The sequence below is a fragment of the Levilactobacillus koreensis JCM 16448 genome (genome assembly GCF_001435525.1).
Lineage (GTDB): Bacteria > Bacillota > Bacilli > Lactobacillales > Lactobacillaceae > Levilactobacillus > Levilactobacillus koreensis.
Genome location: NZ_AZDP01000102.1, coordinates 72,431 through 92,903 on the forward strand (window position 1 = coordinate 72,431; position 20,473 = coordinate 92,903).

At 50.9% G+C, this 20,473-nt stretch carries 17 protein-coding genes; 9 read left to right on the top strand and 8 right to left on the bottom strand.

Annotation, left to right across the window (positions count from 1 at the left end):
• Positions 1-322: 322 nt before the first annotated feature.
• Together FC99_RS09015 and FC99_RS09020 are read right to left on the bottom strand one after the other, a co-directional pair.
• The gene (locus FC99_RS09015; RefSeq protein WP_048734956.1) at positions 323-2,041 is read right to left on the bottom strand and encodes a phosphoenolpyruvate carboxykinase (ATP); all 1,719 of its coding nucleotides are present in this window, start codon (positions 2,039-2,041) and stop codon (positions 323-325) included.
• Positions 2,042-2,392: 351 nt separating this feature from the next.
• Positions 2,393-3,277, bottom strand: coding sequence for a LysR family transcriptional regulator (locus tag FC99_RS09020; RefSeq protein ID WP_048734953.1), 885 nt, complete (start codon positions 3,275-3,277; stop codon positions 2,393-2,395).
• A 176-nt stretch (positions 3,278-3,453) separates the two neighbouring features.
• On the opposite strand from FC99_RS09020, the gene FC99_RS09025 reads away from it, so the two are divergent.
• The 4 genes from FC99_RS09025 to FC99_RS09040 all read left to right on the top strand — a co-directional run bounded on the left by FC99_RS09025 (position 3,454) and on the right by FC99_RS09040 (position 7,141).
• Complete coding sequence (locus FC99_RS09025) at positions 3,454-4,686, top strand: MFS transporter (RefSeq protein ID WP_048734951.1); 1,233 nt, start codon at positions 3,454-3,456, stop codon at positions 4,684-4,686.
• A gap of 195 nt (positions 4,687-4,881) precedes the next feature.
• The gene (locus tag FC99_RS09030; RefSeq protein WP_048734948.1) at positions 4,882-5,733 is read left to right on the top strand and encodes a hypothetical protein; all 852 of its coding nucleotides are present in this window, start codon (positions 4,882-4,884) and stop codon (positions 5,731-5,733) included.
• A 12-nt stretch (positions 5,734-5,745) separates the two neighbouring features.
• Complete coding sequence (locus tag FC99_RS09035; protein ID WP_048734945.1) at positions 5,746-6,564, top strand: SDR family NAD(P)-dependent oxidoreductase; 819 nt, start codon at positions 5,746-5,748, stop codon at positions 6,562-6,564.
• Between the two features lie 145 nt (positions 6,565-6,709).
• Complete coding sequence (locus FC99_RS09040) at positions 6,710-7,141, top strand: ASCH domain-containing protein (RefSeq protein ID WP_048734943.1); 432 nt, start codon at positions 6,710-6,712, stop codon at positions 7,139-7,141.
• 513 nt (positions 7,142-7,654) lie between these two features.
• Here the strand turns inward: FC99_RS09040 and FC99_RS09050 are convergent.
• Positions 7,655-9,064 carry an MFS transporter gene (locus tag FC99_RS09050; RefSeq protein WP_048734942.1) on the bottom strand — a complete coding sequence of 470 codons (1,410 nt, stop codon included), beginning with the start codon at positions 9,062-9,064 and terminating at the stop codon, positions 7,655-7,657.
• A gap of 207 nt (positions 9,065-9,271) precedes the next feature.
• On the opposite strand from FC99_RS09050, the gene FC99_RS13995 reads away from it, so the two are divergent.
• The 4 genes from FC99_RS13995 (at position 9,272) to ppsA (ending at position 14,236) form a co-directional block, all read left to right on the top strand.
• Positions 9,272-9,445 (top strand): hypothetical protein, encoded by a 174-nt coding sequence (locus FC99_RS13995; protein ID WP_164480528.1) that lies wholly within the window; start codon positions 9,272-9,274, stop codon positions 9,443-9,445.
• A gap of 527 nt (positions 9,446-9,972) precedes the next feature.
• Complete coding sequence (map, locus tag FC99_RS09055) at positions 9,973-10,767, top strand: type I methionyl aminopeptidase (RefSeq protein WP_048734939.1); 795 nt, start codon at positions 9,973-9,975, stop codon at positions 10,765-10,767.
• Between the two features lie 17 nt (positions 10,768-10,784).
• Positions 10,785-11,504 (top strand): demethylmenaquinone methyltransferase, encoded by a 720-nt coding sequence (locus FC99_RS09060; protein WP_048734937.1) that lies wholly within the window; start codon positions 10,785-10,787, stop codon positions 11,502-11,504.
• A gap of 326 nt (positions 11,505-11,830) precedes the next feature.
• Positions 11,831-14,236: a phosphoenolpyruvate synthase gene (ppsA, locus tag FC99_RS09065; protein ID WP_048734935.1), complete on the top strand. Its 2,406-nt coding sequence runs from the start codon at positions 11,831-11,833 to the stop codon at positions 14,234-14,236.
• A gap of 274 nt (positions 14,237-14,510) precedes the next feature.
• Here ppsA and FC99_RS09070 read toward each other — a convergent pair whose 3' ends face one another.
• Both FC99_RS09070 and FC99_RS09075 read right to left on the bottom strand, forming a co-directional pair.
• On the bottom strand, positions 14,511-15,362 hold the full coding sequence (locus FC99_RS09070; protein WP_048734932.1) for a helix-turn-helix transcriptional regulator: 852 nt from the start codon (positions 15,360-15,362) through the stop codon (positions 14,511-14,513).
• A 59-nt stretch (positions 15,363-15,421) separates the two neighbouring features.
• Positions 15,422-16,051: a DNA-3-methyladenine glycosylase gene (locus tag FC99_RS09075; protein WP_048734929.1), complete on the bottom strand. Its 630-nt coding sequence runs from the start codon at positions 16,049-16,051 to the stop codon at positions 15,422-15,424.
• 59 nt (positions 16,052-16,110) lie between these two features.
• Here FC99_RS09075 and FC99_RS09080 point away from each other — a divergent pair, with 59 nt between their 5' ends.
• Positions 16,111-16,503, top strand: coding sequence for a DUF488 domain-containing protein (locus tag FC99_RS09080; protein ID WP_048734927.1), 393 nt, complete (start codon positions 16,111-16,113; stop codon positions 16,501-16,503).
• Here FC99_RS09080 and FC99_RS09085 read toward each other — a convergent pair.
• From FC99_RS09085 to FC99_RS09095, 3 genes are all read right to left on the bottom strand, one after another.
• Positions 16,457-17,134: a beta-phosphoglucomutase family hydrolase gene (locus FC99_RS09085; RefSeq protein ID WP_048734925.1), complete on the bottom strand. Its 678-nt coding sequence runs from the start codon at positions 17,132-17,134 to the stop codon at positions 16,457-16,459. The two genes, FC99_RS09080 and FC99_RS09085, sit on opposite strands and share 47 nt — an antisense overlap.
• A gap of 184 nt (positions 17,135-17,318) precedes the next feature.
• Positions 17,319-17,792: a universal stress protein gene (locus FC99_RS09090; RefSeq protein WP_048734922.1), complete on the bottom strand. Its 474-nt coding sequence runs from the start codon at positions 17,790-17,792 to the stop codon at positions 17,319-17,321.
• 828 nt (positions 17,793-18,620) lie between these two features.
• Positions 18,621-20,198 (bottom strand): BCCT family transporter, encoded by a 1,578-nt coding sequence (locus FC99_RS09095; protein WP_048734920.1) that lies wholly within the window; start codon positions 20,196-20,198, stop codon positions 18,621-18,623.
• Positions 20,199-20,473: the final 275 nt, after the last annotated feature.

The window sequence follows — 20,473 nt, forward strand, 5'->3', positions numbered from 1 at the left end:
TTCCTTGATGACCGCCACCAAGGGCTAAACCCAAGTCCACATTGAATTTAAGGGAAAAAGATAGCCAATTATCCGCCCAACATGCTTCGGCAATCAGCTATTTCATGGCAAAGTACAACCAGAGCCGGAGGCGGCCAGGGATGCAGCCAGCCGTGGAGGTGGTGTTGACTGACGACTTTTGTCAGTCTACAGCACGGGCGACTTTGAAGACACGTGTTCTTTACGTGGCTTCAAATCGAGCGAGAAGCCCGCCCCTCAGGCTGAAGCGTCCCCACAGCCGGCGGCATCCCTGGCAGCCGCAGTGCGGACAAGTTACCGCAATCTATAGCGCCAGTAGTTCTGCCAACAGGTCCCGAGCGGATTCGTTTAGCTTGGCTTGAGACTTGTCGTTGCCGAGGTGGGTGTAGATTTCACCGACATAGACATCATCCTTGAACAATTGGTCGAAGACGGCATCGATGATTGGTTGCGTGGCGGCCTGTTCCTGGACTGGGCCAAATGGGTTGGCAAAGAACGTCGTGCTCATCCCCACTTCGTCCGTAGTCCCCAGAGCCTTGCGTTTGCCGGCGACGAAGGTGGCTTCCGCCGACTTCTGGTCCGTAAACCGGTGCACACCGATTGCGTCATCGTAGTTGTTCGCGTAGACCCACATGTCGATTTCGTGGTGCGCTACCACCCGCGGCCAGGTGTTCGCCGGGATGATGACCCGCGCGTTTTTCTGTTCGGGATTCATGTAGATTCCGCGGTCCATGTTGTTAAAGGCTACCTCACTGCTCAGGTCGTCGAGGCGGACAAAGGCACCCGTCTCGGTCCCCTGCGCGTACAATTTACCATCGGCCAAAGTAAAGCTCCCCATATCGTCGAAGATGGTCTCAATGCTAGCAATCTGTTCGTCGGCCACCGCTTGTAGGGCTTCGATGGACTCGGACTTGCCCGCACCGGAATCACCGAAGAACACAACGGTCTTGGTCTGCCCGTTGGCAAAGGTAATCTTGACCATCGAGCCGTGAATCGGCAGACGCTTCTCGGCAATCATGTGCAGGTTATGCAGCGTCAGGCACATCTTTTTCATGTAACCAAAGTAGGTCGTCTGATCGTTATACGGCACCTGACCGACGTACAGCTGATTTTGCGCGTCGTAGAAGTAGTGACCGTTTTCGGGTTGATCATCCCCCGCCACGCCAGGCGTCCCAAACAATAGAACCAGGTCGGGCTTCTTCCCAACGATTTGGTCGCGGTCGGCTAACTGGAATAAGTTCGCCAGTGCCAAGCCGGACGCCAAATAATCGCGGTGGAAGTAAATATAAGCCAGACTCTCCCCAATCAAAGCGGGGTAGCAATACCAGTCTTCGTTGGTACCAGTGAAGTTTTCAATCGGGTTGACCGCCGTCGCCGTGAAATGGCCCTTGCGCTTGTTGCTCTTAGTGTGGAGCATCATTGGCGGTCGTAACATCAAGCGACTCATGAAGCGAATGTCTTTCAGCGCTTCGTACCCCGTCGGCACTGGCCAGTTGACCTTCTGTAACAAGACACAGGCCGTAGACCCGGCGTTGACTTGCCGGTAAACGTGGTTGGCGTGACCCTGTAATTTTTCCTCGATCGTTCGGTATAGCCGAATGACTAAATCGTTAAATTGTTGATCAATCATCATAAATTCACTAGCCATGACATCGTTTTGCTTAATGGTCATCGTGGCGACCCGCAGATAGGTCCGGTAATAGGAATAGAGGTCTTCGATGCTCGCTAAGATCTCCGCTGGCTGAAATTGATTGTACGCGTCCGTCCGGTCAGTCAAAACGGCCTTGATCGTCGTTAAGTAATCGGCGGGCGTCACCAGATTAAAAGTCGTTGCGGGATTGGCATCGGCCGGCGTCTTGGCGCGCTGTTCGGTCAAAAAGAGCTGAACGAACTGCGCCAACTCATCGCTGTTGACCAAGTCGAAGATACTAGACATAAAGTGTTCGTTATAGTTCAAAACGGCAACGCTACGGTCCGGGTTGGCATAAAAGGACGCCAAATCAATCGGTGCTGGTGTTTGCATGGGAAAACCCCTTTCAAATTTGTTTGGTTCAAACATCAATAATGTAGAAATATTCGGCTATAACTGAAAATGACTCTGCGAAACCGACTATCTACCTATTGGCCGACAGTTTGATAGTCGGCAATCAAAACGGTATGTACACGCTGATTGATTCTGCTAGTAACAGCTTTCACAGTAAATTCCGTCCAATACCACTGTCTTATGCACAGTCCTAGCCGCAGGATGGCAGGGATGGCGCCAACTGGAAGCCCGCCCTTGGGCTGAATGCGTTCCATAGCAGGCAGAGTCCCTGGACCATTTCTAACTTATCCGCTATTTTAGCGTACTTAAGCGCCGGAGGGAAGCAACTTCTTACTTTCCCTGCTGGCTGAACAGGTGGGATAACTGACGAAGCGTCTCGTGTTGTGGATTATCCGCCCGATACATGGCGTAGATGACCCGCAAATCCTCCGGCACCGCCACCGGAATCTTCACCACGTTAAAGGCTTCCAAGTACAGCGTATCCGCCACCAATCCCACCGCAGAAGACGATTGAACCATCCCTGCGATTGAGATTTCATCCGGATAGGCGGCCGTCAAGTTGAGCTGGTCGGCTACCCCCTGTCGTTTCAACGTGCGCTGAACCTTTTGCCCAATCAATAGGTCTGGTGTATAGGTCAAGACGTGTTCCCCCACCAGGTCGGTCAGCTGTAACTGCTGGCGCTGAGCCCACGGGTGGTCGGGTGCCACAATGACAATGAATGGCTGCTTGAGCAACGGGTGGTACAAATAGCCCGGCTCCCGCCCATCCACGGCCGCTATTCCCAGGTCAAACGTCTTGGCGGCCAGTCCCGCTTGAATCTGCTCGGTCGTCACGCTGTGCAGCTCAAAGGTCACTTGCCGCGTGTGTTCCTGCTCGAACTGGTGCAAGACTTTCGGCAGATACGTCCCAATCACGGTCGGAATGCAGCCGACCCGAATCGTAATTGGCTGTTGTGAATTCTCCGCAATCACGGCGGCCACGCCATCGTCCAGCGTCCGTAGGCTTTTCTGCACGACCGTCAGAAGTTGCCGACCTGTGTCGGTTAGCACAATGTGACGTCCCTGTTTGGCAAATAACGTTAAGTTCAGCTCCGCTTCCAGCCGATGGATGGCGTTGGTCAAACTCGGCTGACTCACGTGGAGCTCTCGGGCCGCCTGCGTATAGTTCTCCAAACGACCGATGCATTCAAAGTAACGTAGTTGATTTAAGTTCATCCGCATCCCTCCGTTCTTTATTTCACAACTAATAGTCTCAGACTATGGATCACTTACCAATCGGTATTGGTATTCCCCTTGAATTCAGCCTAACATAAAAGGCGTAAGGAAGCGCTCCCAAATCAAAGCTCAATCATTCACTTATTCCTAAATTCTACTTAAGGCGGTGTTTTATCATGGATACTACGCAAACCACACCCGTTTCCGGTCACCGGCGACTCATCTTCACGGCGGCCTTCATCATTATCTTTTGTTGCTCGGCTTCGGCAGCCTTCTCCGTTTTCGCCGACACCCTGGTCAAAGCAACCAGCGCCACGGCTTCCCAAGTGGCCTTGACCCTGACCATTTATCAATTCTTTATGGCCGCATTTGGAATTATTTCCGGTCGCATCATTGACCACTCCTCACCGAAAAAATTGATGTACGTTGGGGGCTTTATCTTCGGCCTCGGCTGGTTTTTAGGGGCCTTTGCCCACAACATTTGGTTCCTGTATTTCTCCATTGGGATTTTAGCCGGTAGTGGGAACGGGCTATTGTACAACCCCTCCCTGTTGACCACGTTAAAATGGTTCCCCGAAAAACGCGGGACGATCTCCGGTTTGCTCCTTGGAGCCGCTTCTCTCGGGCCGCTGGTCTTAGCCAAGGCCGGTGCCTGGCTCTGTGACACCATGGGCGCCAACGGGTTGATGCCCATTGGAATTGCCTACTTAGCGTTAATCTGGCTGGTCGGCTGGTTGATGGCCTCACCGGAAACGCCAGCAGAAACCAAGAATCACCCGGCACCCGCAACCACCGGGAAGTCGCCCAAGGAAATGATGGGTTCCCTCAATTTCTGGCTGTTACTCTTGCTCTTCGCGATTGCCTGCACGGCCGGGATCATGCTGATTGGGTCGTTGTCCTCTATCGCGCAGGTTCAGCTTCAATTAACGCCGATCGTGGCCGCAAACTTTGTCGTGGTGAACACCTTAGCTAACTTCTTTGGCCGGATGATCACGGGCCGCGCCGTTGATAAATTAGGGGAAACGCAAACGCTACTGATTATTCTATGCCTCACCATTATTGGTCTGGCGGGCTTACGCTTTGCCGAAAACGTCGCGGTCTTTACACTCTTCTTGATCATCCTCGGTGCCTCATTTGGCGGTGTGCTGGTCGTCTTCCCAACCTTAACGGGAAAAACGTTCGGCCAAAAGTTCTCCGGGACGAACTACGGCATCATGTTCTTCGGCTACGCGATTGGGGCCTTGATCGGGCCACAGATTGCCACGCTATCCATGAGCCAATCCGCCGGGACCCACGCCTACCACGGCTCATACCTGGTCGCCATCGGGGTTGCCGTCGTCGGTATCCTGATTGACCTCTACCTGATGCACCAAGGCATTGGGAAACACACTACTGCTGCTGAAGATTGATGTAAATTGGTCGCACTGCGGCTGACAGAGATTCCGCCTGCTATGGGGTCGGTTCCAGCCTAAAGTTTGCAGCTTCAAGTTGCGTTCGCTTCGTTCCGGCCTATATCTGGCGGCCGGCAAAACGAACGCAGCACTAGGTTGCCCACAACAGCAACAACAATCAAAACCAGAAAACAAAATTTGGAGGTAACTATTATGAAAATTGATGGACATACTCGTTTAGTCGGCTTAATTGCGCATCCCGCTGGTCACTCCAAGTCGCCGGCCATGCACAACGCGGCGTTTGCCAAGACCAACGTTAACGCGCGCTTCTTGGCCTTCGACGTGGCTCCCGACCAGTTACCGGACGCCATCACCGCCATGCGGACATTCAACATGCTTGGGGCCAGCATTTCCATGCCCTTTAAGCAAGCCGTGATTCCTTTACTGGACCACCTCGACAAGACTGCCGAGCTGGTGGGCGCCGTCAATACCGTGGTCAATCACGATGGCGAGCTGACCGGCTATACCACCGACGGCATTGGTTTCGTCGAAGCCTTGAAGGACGATGGCGTCAGCCTGGCTGGTCAAACGATGACGCTGGCGGGCGTCGGTGGTGCTGGGACGCCGATCGCCATTCAGGCTGCTCTCTCCGGACTGAAGACGCTCAACGTCTTTAATATCAACGATCCGTCCGTCAAAAACGCCAAGCACATCGTCCAAGTCATTAATGAGCAGACCGACTGCCACGCCACCTTCTATCCGCTAGAAGACCGTGACCAATTCAAACGGGCTATCAGCGAAAGTGATATTTATACCGACGCGACTGGTCTGGGGATGGGCAAATTGGTCGACAAGACTTTGGTGGACGACCCGACCTGGTTCCACCCCGACATGACGGTCTTTGACACCGTTTACGCGCCAAGCGTCACCAAGCTCATGGGCGTGGCTCAGCAAGCCAAGGTCGCCCACGTCATCAACGGCCAAGGCATGCTCCTGAATCAAGGTGCTGCGGCCTTCAAGCTGTGGACCGGTAAGGACATGCCGCTCAAGCAATTAAGCCTTTAGGAGGAATTCACTATGACAGAATGGTTAGGATTAGAAGATAAGGTTTGCGTCGTCACCGGTGCGGTTGGCGGCATGGGCACCAGGATCTGTGAGGCATTGGCCGAACAAAAAGCCACCGTAGTCGCACTCGACATGGATCAAACTAAGACAGCCGAATTGGTCACCAAATTGATCAACGATGACCACATTGCCGGACTCGCCGTTAACTGCGATGTGACTAAGGAAGCTAGTGTGCAACGGGCCGTCGACCAAGTAAAGGACACGTTCGGTCGCGTCGACGTGGTGATCAATACCGCCGGAATTTTGAAATTTGACCCCCTGGAAGACCTCGACTACGCCACTTGGAAACAAGTACTCGACGTTAACTTAAACGGCTACTACTTGGTCACCCACGAATTTGGTAAGCTCATGATTGAACAGAAACATGGCACCTTCGTTCACATTTCCACGGTGGCTAGTGACATCCCCGAAACCTACAGTGGCGCGTACAGCACCAGTAAGGCCGGCGTCAATATGCTCTCTAAGCAGGTCGCTGCAGAATGGGGGATGTTTGGCATTCGGAGCAACGTCCTTGAGCCCTGCTTGGTCAAGACGCCGATGTCAGCGGCCTTCTATGCCGATCCGAAAGTTGAGGACGGCCGCAAGCAACTGACTGCTAGTAAGCGCATCGGAACGACCGACGACATCGCCAACGCCATCCTCTTTCTGGCCAGCGACCGCTCTAGCTACATCAACGCGGCCGGCATCGCCATTGACGGCGGATTTAGCGTCATGATGCAGAACCAGATTCCCAAGCCAGGTGGCCGTCGTGGCTTCGCGGAAACTCACTAGAAATTATTTTTGACTCAATTCAGTTTTTCTAATCAAATGCCGACATCTCAATTTAAGGGGGTGTCAGCATTTTAGTGTCTTGTTTTCCATTAACTACTGGCATAGACTTAATCTCAAACTAAATCAGAATCAGGAGGATATTCCCATGACAGTTGAAGAATTTTGGCAACAGTTTAAAACGACTCACCCCGCGGTCACGACCAACGACTACGACGCCTACGCTTTCGTTGAAGCCGATACGCTGGCCCACTTGGTCAAAATCGGGCGCAAAACGGCCACCACTTCCGCCCTGGACCTCTACGATGAAAACGACGCCCGGCCCCAAGTTGGCGAATACAGCATCATTTTGGATAGTCAGGGTCAGCCCGTCTGTGTGACGCAGACCAAGGTCGTCGAGACAGTGCCGTTCGACCAGGTCTCCGCCGAACACGCCTACCACGAGGGTGAAGGCGACCGCACCCTTGCTTACTGGCGCGATGTCCATCGTAGAGTTTTTAGCTCATTCTATCAACAATGCCATCGCGAATTTAACGAACAGATTCCTTGCCTCTGCGAAGTCTTTGAACGCGTTGACTAACTAAAAAGGGACCTGTTTAACTGCCAAATAAATGACGGCTAAACAAGTCCCTTTTGAATTACAATCTAAAGGTTGAAAGATGAAATACCTGTCTCGCCCCAGTATCAGCAAGGATTCGAACCATTAAGATAGTGTGAAATTGCCGCACTCCGGCTGCCAGGGATTCCGCCTGCTGTGGGGACGCTTCAGACTGGAAAATCACCAGTCTTCTCGCTCGCTTTGAAGCCACGAAGACCGCGTGTCTCCAAAGTCGCCCGTGCTGTAAGCTGGCTAAAAAATCACCAGCTAACACCACCTCCACGGCCGGCTACACCCCAGTCGCAGGCGGACGGGCACAGAACCCTGTGTCGGTAGTCTTAGACCGAGCGAACTTCTCGGCCTTAGACTACGGGTCGAGCTTTGAGACTCGCTCTCGGAGGCTCAAAGTCGCCCTGAAGACCGCACTTTGTCTTCAGGTCTACCCCACAGGGTGGCGTGGCCGTCCGCCGAAGACACCCCCGGAAGCGCAACCGACTAGGCCTTGGTCTTGCGGGGGTCGCGGAGAAGGGCGGCAAAGATCCACCCCACGACCGCCACTGCCAAGAACGTCGCAAAGACCGCCCGGTAACCAGCCAAATTGGCTATTGCCGCAGACTCGATCTTCACATGACTGGCCGTCACAGCAGCTAAAATCAACGTCGCCACCGCAACCCCAGTCGACCCCAGGATTTGACGAACGGTCGTGATGACCGCCGTTCCGTGTGAGATCAACTGGTCGGGTAGGGAGTTGGCCCCCAACGTGACGGCTGGCATCATGACGAAGGCGTTGCCCCCTTCAATCAGAGCCGCAATCAGGATCATGGCAACTAAGGACTGTTTGCCACTGACCACCGTCAGCCATAACCAGCCAACCACAATCATCGACATCCCGGTCAGCATGGTCCCCTTGAACCCTATTTTATCGGCTAATTTACCAGTCAACGGGTTCAACAGGCTCAAGACCACTGCACCGGGAACCAACGCCATCCCTGACGCGAATGGCGAAAGTCCCAACACTTCTTGGTAATACAGCGGAAAGACAATCGTGACCACGATCAAAGCGATGTAAGATGTCCCGGTCAGGAGCACGGCCAGGTCAAAATTAAACGTCTTTAAGACGCGTAAGTCCAATAATGGCGTGTCCACTTGGAATTGACGCCAAACGAAGAAGACGATTGCTAACAGACTAATGACCAGCAGACCACCCATGGCGCCCCAGTTGACCGCGGCCTTACCAATTTGATTGACCACGTACAGAATACCGATGAAGCCTAAACTGCTAAGAACGGACCAGTAGTCCAAATGAGCCTTGTGTTGGGGCATCACGTCTTTAATCGTCTTCAGCGAAATCACAAAGACGATCGTAATAATCAGCATGAAGACCACGAACAGGCCCTGCCACGTGGTGTATTTTAGAACGATTCCAGAAATAATCGGTCCAACCGCTAACGCCGACCCCATGACCAGACCGGCAAAGCCCATCACACTCCCCCGCTGGGCTTCTGGCGTGATCCGCAGCATGACTGTTTGATACGAAGGAAACATGATGCCGACCGCCATGGCTTCCATGACCCGCCCCAACATCATTAGGGGAAAGCTGGTCGCCAAGTAAATAATGAAGGTGCCGACATCGAATAACGCGAGTACACTAATAAATAATACCGGGAAACGAATGTTGTTCAATAGCCAGGGACTGACTGGCATCATGACCACCATGACCAGCATGAACCCCGTCGTCAACCACTGAACGGTCGACGCGGGGATGTTGAAGTAATGCATCAAGGTCGGGTACGCCGTCGACAGCGATGATTGGCTGATCGACATGGTAAAGGTCCCGGCGAGTAACGTCCAAATAAAGGCAAGGTGACTGTAAGGCCGCCCCTTTAAATCAATTGCTTCCTGCATAAAATTCCCTCTCCCTCATATCCACTTTAGAAACATTATTAACTGGAATCTATTCTAGTCCTTTTCAGAAGTCCTGTAAAATGATTGGGCCATTATCCCCTTACGCAATCAAGTTACTTCTCCGCAAATCTCTGGTACAATAGTATTAATTGGCAGTTGGTAACCTTACCAACCCCAGCGGACTACGCAAGGAATTGAGGGTAAAACATGGATTTAGTCGCATATTTAACGGATGAAATCAGTTTTCTAAAGGAACAAATGGATCGGGCCGAGGAAGAAAAGGACAACGCCATGCATTTCTTGTGTGACGCACGAATCACCGAAGCCAAACGAATCTTAGACCAAGTCAACGACGGTAAAATCACCAGTCTAAAGGCTTAGCAACTCGGGCGCTGTGGAGCAAATCTGCGGGGCCTATTCTATTTCAACTGACCATGAGGTTGACACACAAGCTGACGGGCATGTCTGAGTCGGTCCAACAAAGGACTAACTAACGCAATTTAGCCAAGCCATGATCCGCTTATCCTGGCGGCACAGCCAACACAATCATCAGCTCAATATCCAAACAAAAATCCAACGTTCACAACTAACACCAACCCCATTGGCAACATGCCGGTAAAAACGTTCGGTGGCCAAGTCGGCGGCTGGTGGGTACGGAACCCCGTGGAAGTTCTCTTAGACCGGATGATTTTCCCGGCCTTAGAGAACTGGCCAACTTTGAGACTCGATTCATGAGGCTCAAGGTTGCCCTGAAGACCGCTCCTCAGGCTTCAGGTCTGCCTCACCGGGTGGAGTACCCACCAGCCGCCGACGCCCCCAACCAAACAATTTTTACCGAGGACGAGTCGCCGAAATGGCAGAATTGGTGTAAATTAGAAGAGTACGATAATTTTAGAGGAGGCAACACGTTGATTACACTTAAATCAGATCGTGAAATTGAAAAAATGGCTGCATCCGGTGCCGTTCTGGCCGGCGTGCACGTTGGCTTACGGGACATTATCAAGCCCGGTATCTCAACTTGGGAAATCGAACGCTTTGCCAACAAATACATTGCTGAACACGGCGCTACCCCATCCGAAAAGGGCTTTGAAGGCTACAGGTACGCCACCTGTGTCAGCGTTAACGATGAAGTGGCCCACGCCATCCCTCGTAAGGAACTGTTACTAAAGGAAGGCGACATTGTCGCTGTCGACATGACCGTCAACTTGGACGGCTTTGAAAGTGACTCTTGCTGGACGTACGCCGTTGGCAAGATCAGTCCTGAAGCCCAACATTTGATGGACGTTACCAAGAAGTCCCTCTACTTGGGAATCGACCAAGCCGTTGTTGGCAACCGGATCGGTGATATTGGTCACGCCATCCAAGCCTACACGGAAGGCCAAGAACACATGGGCGATGTCCGTGAACTGATCGGCCATGGGATTCAACCAACCATGCATGAACAACCCAACGTGCCGAACTACGGTGAAGCAGGTCGTGGCCTTCGTTTACGGGCTGGCATGACCATCACCATCGAACCCATGATCAACCTGGGGACTTGGGAAATTGCTTCACGGGAAACCGATGACAAGTCTTGGGAATACTACGTGACGGCTGACGGGTCACTGTCCGCACAATACGAACACACCTTGGTCATCACCGACGATGGTCCTAAGATCTTAACGTCACAAGATCCCGACATCGACGCTAAATACTTGCTCTAATCTAGGAGGCTTACGGCATGGCACTGACGAATCATACCCCGGAGGACAAGGTCCAACAGATTTTCGACCACATCGCTCCCCAATATGACCAAATGAACAGCGTGATTAGCTTAGGCACGCACCGAATCTGGCGAAAAAACGTGATGCAGGCGATGACCATCAAACGCGGTGACTTCGCGCTAGACCTGTGCTGTGGCACGGGTGACTGGACGTTAGCTTTGGCTGACGCCGTTGGTCCCGCCGGTCAGGTGGTCGGCCTGGATTTCAGCACGGTCATGTTAAAACAAGCCACGGCAAAGGTGCGAGCGGCAGGCCGCGAAGACCGCATCACGCTGCGTCAGGGCGACGCCATGCACTTGCCCTACCCAGACAACAGTTTCAACGTGGTGACAATTGGCTTTGGCCTGCGCAACGTTCCCGATGCCAACCAAGTCCTCCGGGAAATGGCGCGCGTCGTCAAACCGGGCGGTCAAGTGGTCTGCTTGGAAACGTCACAACCGACGAACCCCATCGTGCATGCCGGCTGGCAGCTGTATTTCGGTCACTTGGTGCCGCTGATGGGTCGCGTGGTCGCGCACCACTACCAGGCCTACAACTACCTGCAGCAATCCACGCACCGTTTCGTGTCGGTTCATGAACTGGCTACGATGTTTCGCGATGCCGGCCTAGTCAAGGTCCACTACACTCAGTTCAATCTAGGTGCAGCGGCCGTCCACTTTGGAACCAAGCCTTATTAATTCGAACAAAATACCAACTAACAAAGGTTCCCATCCCGCAATTCATCACGTTGTGGACTGGGAACCTTTTTTTAACGTCTTAGAATTTTAGTTCAGTCGCTCTGAAAAAAATGAAACCGCTCCTAGACAATTACTAGGCACCTCCTGATGATAGATGACAGCTCACATTAGTCACTCCCAAAAGCCATTTTAAAAAATCTCTGCCTCCTATTTTACAGATGTATATTGAACTTTATTCACAAGAAGTTTACAATAAAGTTGTAGCTGTAAGCGCTATCATAGCTATTTATTTCTTTCCCTTTCGCATATAAAAGGAGGCAATTTTTATGAGCACACGTGACATAGCAAACGTCTTGTGGTTCAATGAATTACATCGTGAGGATGTTAGCCTAGTTGGTGGTAAATCTTCTTCATTAGGAGAAATGACTTCTTCAATGGATCTACCAGTCCCTTATGGGTTCGCGACTACGGCAAGTGCATACCGATACTTTATGCAAGCAACAGGATTGAATGACAAGGTTAGCACATTACTTAACGGCATCAAGGACTACGAAAACTCCGATGAGCTTCACAAAGCATGTACACAAATTCGTGAGCTGATCGTTGGTGCCAAGATGCCAGCTGATTTGGCCACCGATATTAGGAAGGCCTACGCAGATCTATCAGAAAAGATGGGCCAAGAAAACCCATTCGTGGCGATTCGTTCCTCTGCTACGGCTGAAGATTTGCCAGATGCATCATTTGCGGGCCAGCAAGAATCATACCTGAACATTAAGGGTGCAGATGACGTAGTTGATCGTGTTCAAAGATGCTACTCATCACTATTTACTGACCGTGCTACTTATTATCGTTACAAGCAACAATTCCCATATGAAAAAGTTGCCTTGTCAGCAGCCGTTCAAATGATGGTCTTCTCCAAGGCCTCAGGGATCATGTTCTCAGTCGATGTCTCCAACGGTGATGATTCCAAGATCGTGATCGACGGCATTCGTGGCTTGGGTGAATACATCGTCTTGGGTAAAGTCACTCCAAATCATTTTGTCATCGATAAGAAATCATTGAAGATCGTTGACAAGAACGTCGTTAAGCAAACCATTCAGTTAATGCGTGGCCCTGACGGCGGGACCGTCGAAGAAGCAGTTCCCGAAGAGTTACAGGACAAACAAGTTATTACTGATGAACAAGTCACCGAGTTAGCCGGCTATGCTAGGAAGATCGAAGAGCACTACGGCTGCTATATGGATATGGAATATGCGCTGGACGTCAACACCAATCGGCTTTGGATCGTGCAAGCTCGTCCAGAAACCTTCTGGTCACAAAAGAAAAAAGAAAACGATACCGACACTGATACTGGAGATGATAACGTGGTTGCAGAATCAGATGCTAAAGCAGTTGTTCGTGGGTTACCAGCAAGCCCTGGTGTAGCTAGTGGTGTTGTTCACGTCATCGACGACCCTAAGGATATTGACCAATTTAAGAAGGGTGAAATCCTGGTAACGTTAATGACCTCCCCTGACTGGGTTCCAGCCATGAAGAAGGCCGCCGCCATTGTGACAAATAACGGTGGGATGACTTGTCACGCTGCCATTGTCTCCCGTGAAATGCAGATTCCATGTATCGTTGGGACTGGGAGTAAGGGTGCCGCCGCAACCGACGCCATGAAAGATGGCGACATCGTCACCGTTGACGCCAAGAACGGGATCGTTTACAACGGTAAGGTCGAAGCTCTTCTTAAGAAGCCAAATGCTGAGAACCAAGCCGGCGGGCAAGTCGTTGCCGCAGAAACATTTGCTCCAACCGCCACCGGTGTCATGATGAACTTAGGTGACCCTGACCTGGCCGACAAGTACTCAACCCTGCCAGCCGACGGGATTGGCCTGATGCGTGAAGAGTTCATCTGGACCTCATTTATTCACGAACACCCACTATACCTGATCGAACAAGGTCACCCAGAAAAAGTTGTCGACATGTTGGCGGAAGGTGTTTCTAAGGTTGCTCGGGCAATGGCTCCTCGTCCAGTCGTTCTTCGTCTTTCAGACTTCAAGTCAAGCGAATACCGGAACCTTAAGGGTGGCGAAAAGTATGAACCAAACGAACCAGCCGACTTGTTAGGTTGGCGTGGGGCTTCACGTTACTACGATCCTAAATACATCGAAGCCTTCAAGCTTGAATTGGAAGCCGTTAAGAAGGTTCGTAACGACTTTGGCCTGAAGAACCTGAACGTGATGATTCCATTCGTTCGTAAAGTCGAAGAAGCACAAAAGATCACTGAAATCATGAAGAACCAAGGATTAGTCAGAAACGCCGACTTCAAGGTCTACATGATGGCGGAAATTCCTTCCAACATTATCTTAGCCGACAAATTCAATGAGTTCGTCGATGGCTACTCAATTGGATCCAACGACTTAACCATGTTGCTCCTTGGTTGCGACCGGAATAACGATACCGTTTCACCACTGTTTGACGAACGTAATCTTGCCGTTAAACGGGCAATCCGGCACTTGATCAAGACAGCTCACAAGGATGGGCGGACCGTTTCAATCTGTGGTCAAGCACCTTCAGAATTCCCAGACTTCACTAACTTCTTGATTCAAAGCGGGATCGACTACGTCTCCGTTAACCCAGATATGGTTAAAGAAACTAAGCGTAACGTTGCCCACTTCGAACAACGAATCATGTTGGATAAGGCAACGGGGAATGGGTTACAAGACCCAACCGATTACGAATGGTAATGCGACCTGAGATTAAAATTAATTAGGAGTCCTGCTCCTAAATGAGCCATAAAAAAACTAGCAAGCTTAGCCTATTCCGGCCTCAAGCTTGCTAGTTTTTTGTGGCGTTGAAAGTTCTAAAGTACCAATCCCATGCTGGTCCTAGTAGCAACAGCCGGCGTGCGGTCAATTTAGACTGCTTTAATCCTGACCCACACTGGATGGTAATTAGTCTCTACCTTAAGTTGCATTTCTTCAATTAGAACATTCCACAAACCATTCAGGGGTATCGGCATTAGTCTAAAGAAAAGTTTGCAATGTGCTGTAACAACTTCTGGTTATCGTTCAACCGCGCAAAGGCGGCGGCATCCTGTAGATCCTGACGAATGGCGGCGGGATCAGCGTGCTGGTCTCGTCGGTTAGATGCTCGTTGATAGAGAATGCGGGCCAGGTAGTAGGTCACGTGGTATTGCGCACAGACCTCCACCCCGTACGTCAACAGGTCATTGCTGGTCGCTGGCTGATTAACTTTGCCATAGAAGCGGCCCGTATAATAGACCACGTTCAACGCACGCCAAACGTTGTGCCGATTCTTGAAGTTCAGATTGCGAACCTCGCCGGCAACCTTATTGAAGTAAAACGCTGCGCGATCATTATCGCAATGGTTGCTATAGGCAATTCCCATCCCCGTATAAGCCAACGTCGCGTACATTGAGTGATGGCCCTCGTCAAACCGATTTAAAATTTGGGAAAAATCATAGAGCGCGTCCGCAATCGTCCCGCCATTGAGTGCAGTCAGATAGCCACGAATAAAGTAAAAACGCATTTGAAAGTTGACGGTCCCGTTTGCTGGGTCGCCCAGCTGCTTTAAGCTAGCCTTGACTTGGTCATACTCCCCTTGCAATAGCTGAAACTCAGCCTGTTCCAGCGTCTTTGAACGCACAGAATCCTCATCGTGATTCAACGGAAAGAGATCGTTTAGGGTCAGTTCCAACCGGTCACAGAGTTGCAGTAAGATTTTTAGTGACGGCACTTTGCCGTTTCGTTCGAATTTGCTTAAGGTCGCCTGCGTACAGATTCCCCGGGCCAGCTGGTCCTGCGACAAATGGAGTCGCTTTCGTGTTTCGATAAAAATATCAACATTCATTTAAATTAGCCATCCCTTAACCATTATGCGCTTATTATAACAAGCCAAACGACTGCCGACTAGTCCTGCCAGCCATGATTTTCACGATCCCAGTCGCGCTTTCGACTGCCAGAAACGAATGGATTCCCCGCCACCGTGTAACGCAGGGGCCGATCCTGCCAGCTACCAGCGCTCACGCCGACTCGTGATGTTGCGGCAATGTGCTTTGGCTGACGCGTCACGTCGGGGGTAATCGTCAGCTGATTGGCGCCCAACATCGTCCGATTCAAATCCTTAGATTGGATTCCCAGTGCCGCCATCAGCTTGCCCGGCCCATTGGTCACGTCCGGAACCGGCTTATCACGATTCTGCTGCATGAGGTCCAGACCCAGATGCGGTTCGATGCCACGAATCAGAATCCCCTGTGGTGTCCCCTCGGGCTGTGCGGCCACATCAAACATGTAGTAGCCCCGCAAAATGTAAATGTAAATTGTTCCTGGCGCGTCATACAACGCTGCGTTGGCTGCCGTATGACGACCATTAAACGCATGCGCCGCCGTATCCTGTTCACCAAGATAGGCCTCGGCCTCGACGATCCACCCACTCATGGTTCCCGCCGGTGTCTTGTAAACTAACTCGTGGCCCAATAGCTCCCGGGCAATTTGTTCCGTTGGCCGTCCTGTATAAAATTCACCGATTGTATCCTGCATGATTAAAACTTCCCCTCTGAAAATGCTATGCTAAAATGGACTCATGGAGATGATCTTTTATGGCAATCAAATGCGAACGAATTTACACAAAGCCAGCTGATCTTAACGGCTATCGTGTTCTGGTCGACCGCCTATGGCCCCGTGGAATTTCTAAAGTAAACGCGCAACTCGCCACGTGGGAAAAAGAAATCGGCCCTTCGACCGACCTACGGAAATGGTTTAATCACGATCCCGAAAAGTTTCCTGAGTTCCAGCAACGCTACTTGGCCGAATTACAGGCCAATCCGGTCCTCTCAGACTTCTTAGATCTGTTAGCGGGTCAATTACCCGACCAAGACGTGATTCTACTCTATGGCGCTAAGGATGAGACCCACAACCAAGCCATCGTTCTAAAAGACTTTCTACTTAAGCAATTGGCAGACCGAGTACCCGCTGCACGGCTGCAAGACTAAGTTCAGCCGTCGTCGCCAGCCTGGCGTCTGCGCCGGGTAACGCCTCAGTGTTAATGCCAATCGTTAGGCAGCCGGCAGCCTTGGCCGCTTGAACACCGGTAACGGTATCCTCTAAGGCCACACACCGTTGTGGGGCTTGATTGATCAGCTTGGCGGCGGCCAGGTACACATCCGGTGCCGGCTTACTGGCGCGTAGCTTCTCTGCCGCAACGATTTTTGTAAATACGTGCGTCAATCCCAACCGTTTGATTTCGGCTGGGGCGTTCGTTGAGGCCGAGGCAAGTGCTAACGGGTAGTTGGCGGCCTGCAACTCGTCGAGAAAAGCGGTGATCCCGGGTAACCGGTTCGCCGGCGTCATTTGTGCAATGAATTGGCGATACAGCTCATTTTCATGGTCCGTAATGGCTAACAACTGGTCCTCATCAAATTCGGCCTGTCGATTCACAGAAGACAGTATCGTCATGAGTGACTCCCGACGGCTCATGCCTGGAAGCACCCGCGTTAACTCCGCCGTCCAGGGAACTCGCAGCTCTGTCGCAATCGCCTGCCATGATTCCAAATGGTATTGCCACGAGTCCGCAATGACGCCGTGCAGATCAAACAGAAATCCTCGAATTGACCTAGTTTGCATCGTCAACTCCCCCTTTTACTGTGACCGTATTAGTAAGATATATTATACACCAAAGGGTCCGGGACAAAAGTCCCAGACCCTTTGGTGTCTTTTAAACTTGTTTTGCTGAAACGGGCGCCAAAAGGCTGCTGGCTTCGCTTAAACTCGATAACCAGCTAACCATTCTTTGGCTCACGCCTCTTTTCTAGCGAATCACAATAACTGAAACGTCAGATTTCTTCGCCAGACGCAACCCGATAGCCCCGGGATGACCATGGCTAGCAAAATCAACATCAGCGCCACAGACAACTAGGTCCGGTTGGAAGTCCGGAATGATTTTCTGTAAAACCACGTCGTCCACGTCGCCACCCTCGGCAACAATGGACCGAACATCATTGACGCCAAAGGCTTTCGCCTTCGCCGCATATTCCTGAACAATGCTCCGCAAGTGATCACGTTTTTCATTTAATTTCGTGGGCATTAAAGACTCATAGATGCTAATATCATCGCTTTCCAGGACGGACGCAATGCCCAGGTGAGCCTGATAATCACGCGCCATAGTCAGTGCAAAGCGAAACGCCCGACTGGTTGATGGCCGGTCGTCTTCATCGATGGTAATCAAAATTCGCCGGAAAAACAGCGGATTGGTCGCTTCGTCGTTGGTACTTTCATCTGCCATAAATATAATTCCCTCCAATGGATGATTCGGCTTCATTGTATCATAACTAAACTAAAAATCGTACTGTAAGTGAGTAAGTAGATTGATGGTAATTGGTCGCACTGCGGCTGCCAGGAATTCCGCCTGCTATGGGGACCGCCTCCAGCCTGTGGTACGGGCTTCCGGCTCGCCTGAAAGCCACGAAAACCACGTGTCTCTCAGGTCGTCCCACGATGTAAGTCGGGAAAGAACCCCGACAAACATCGTCAACACAGCTGGCTCCATCCCTGTCCTCCTCCGGCTTCGATTGTGGTTTCACTATAATATCAAATGGAAGCCACATATCGTTGTCCTAACAATCAGTCGTTGTCTTCGACCGACAATTATCACTCCACGCCTGTGATAATTGCGATGACAGAATAGAAAACTTTCTCCCACACTACTCTCGAACGAACTTAAACTTAATCGCAAAATAACAATTCAATTAACCACCTAGCTACGCCGATAGTATTGACACGATCTTAATTGAAATCGAGAAATGTCGGCCTCTCAACTTGACCACTGGTAAAAAGCTGTCAAAGCCGGAGGCGGCCAGAGACGGAGCCAGCCGTGGTAATGGCGTTGGCTGGCGTTCTTTGCTAGCCTACACCATGGGCGATTTTGAAGACACGCGCTTTTGGCGTGGCTTCAAAACGAGTGAGAAGACTGGTGATTTTCCAGGCTGAAACGGCCCCACAGCAGGCGTAGTCTCTGGCAGCCGCAGTGCGACCAATTTCAACCAGTCCCGAAAGACAACAGTACCCGCAACCGATAGCGATCGCGGGTACTGGCTTTATTTGATTGAATTAATTACCGTGCGTGGTCTGGGGACAAAATCATTGGCCCGCGAACGGCACGTGGTAATTCGACCGTGATGCGGCGAATTACCACCGGCTGTGGTACCACAACGGGAACTGGCTTTGGTTTGGCTGCCAACATGTGCCAAATGGAATGCAGCAACAGAATGCAGACAAACATCAATGGGAAGCCAGCAATCGTCGAAACCGTTTGAACGGTCTTGAAACCACCAACCATCACGATCCCGAAGGAGAAGATGATGAAGACAACGACCCAGATCATCCGGTTCCAGCGACTAGGTTCTTCGCCATCATCCAAGTTAAGACTGGTAAATGATGAGACGATGAAGGCGGAAGACGAAATCGTCGTCGCCAAGAAGATAAAACATGAGATACAGTACAAGGCTAAGATAATCATCTTAAATGGCAACGTTGCAATCACCGTGGCGACCACGGCGGCTTGACCCTGCGTATTTAAGATGTGGACCAAGTTAACGGCCCCGGTCTGTTGTAGCCACAAGGAGTAACCCCCAAAGATGGCGTAGAAACTCATACAACCTAAGGCCCCATACGTTAACATCCCGACTAAGACCTGACGAATCGTCCGGCCCTTAGAGATTCGAGCGATGAACAGTCCCATAACCGGCATGTAAGACAACCACCAGCCCCAGTAGAAAATCGTTTCCTGCTGAGCGGTACTATCCCCACCATTAGGCAAGGTGTTGGTCGACATCGCAATAAACTTCTGCGCCATCAACCCAATACTATTTGTTTCAGAATTTAAAATATAAATCGTTGGTCCGATAATTAAAATGATAGCCAATAATCCTAGCGCCGTCCAGATGTGAGCGGAGCTTAAGCGGTTGATCCCACCATTCAGGCCATGGAAGACCGTGACGGCAAACAGGATAAACAGAATGATAAAGAGTTCAATTTTCAGCATTAAATTATCTTGAACACCGGTAAGCCGGCTAAGCACTTTGGAGATAATCGGAATTTCCATCCCAACGGATGATCCGATACCACCCATGATTCCGAAGACGACCAAAAAGTCGACCACGTGACGGGCAACAACTTTCCCCGTGCTATCGCCTTGAAGACTGGTGATGGCGGCACTGACCCGTTGAACCTTAGCATGCTTAACGTACAAGACGTAGGCAATTGCAATCGTGGCCGGCGCAAACATCATCCACGCCATTGGCCCCCAGTTGAATTGGCCCAACATGTGAGCGGCACTGTACGCATTGCTAGAGAATGGCTTGAAACCAAACGCTGGATGCTGCAGGTACCGTAACGGATCGACAATCGACAGCATTAAGATACTGGCATCGATGGCCGTTGCGAACACCATGCTTCCCCACTGGAAGTTACTGTAGTGAGGCTTGTCATCGGGATCGCCTAATTTGACTTTCCCAAACTTACCAAATGCCAAATACATAAAAAATAAAAAGTTGACCACGTACACCATCATATATGCCCATGACATGCGAGTATCAATCCAGTTCAATATTGAACTTAGTGTGGCTTGCAGTTGACTCCCACCTAAGATAAATAGCAATGACGCGAGAATAAATAAAACGATGGTTGGCACGAATACTAACTTATCAATATTTTTACGCGCTAAAATAAATAATCCTCCTCATTTGTTTCCTGAAAGCCAGGCTTCCAGCGGATGATGTCCGGTGAGATTGTACGAAAAAAGCGCTGTAGCTGGGGTCGTCATGCGAGCCACCTGTACAGCGCTTAAACGTTAAATACAAATTGCCTTTGTCAATCTCTCTGAAACGATATCCAAAGTCTATTATACGCGGTCAGATTAATTAGTAAAATCTTGCGGATAGATAAGTTTTTTCTATTGGGAATAAA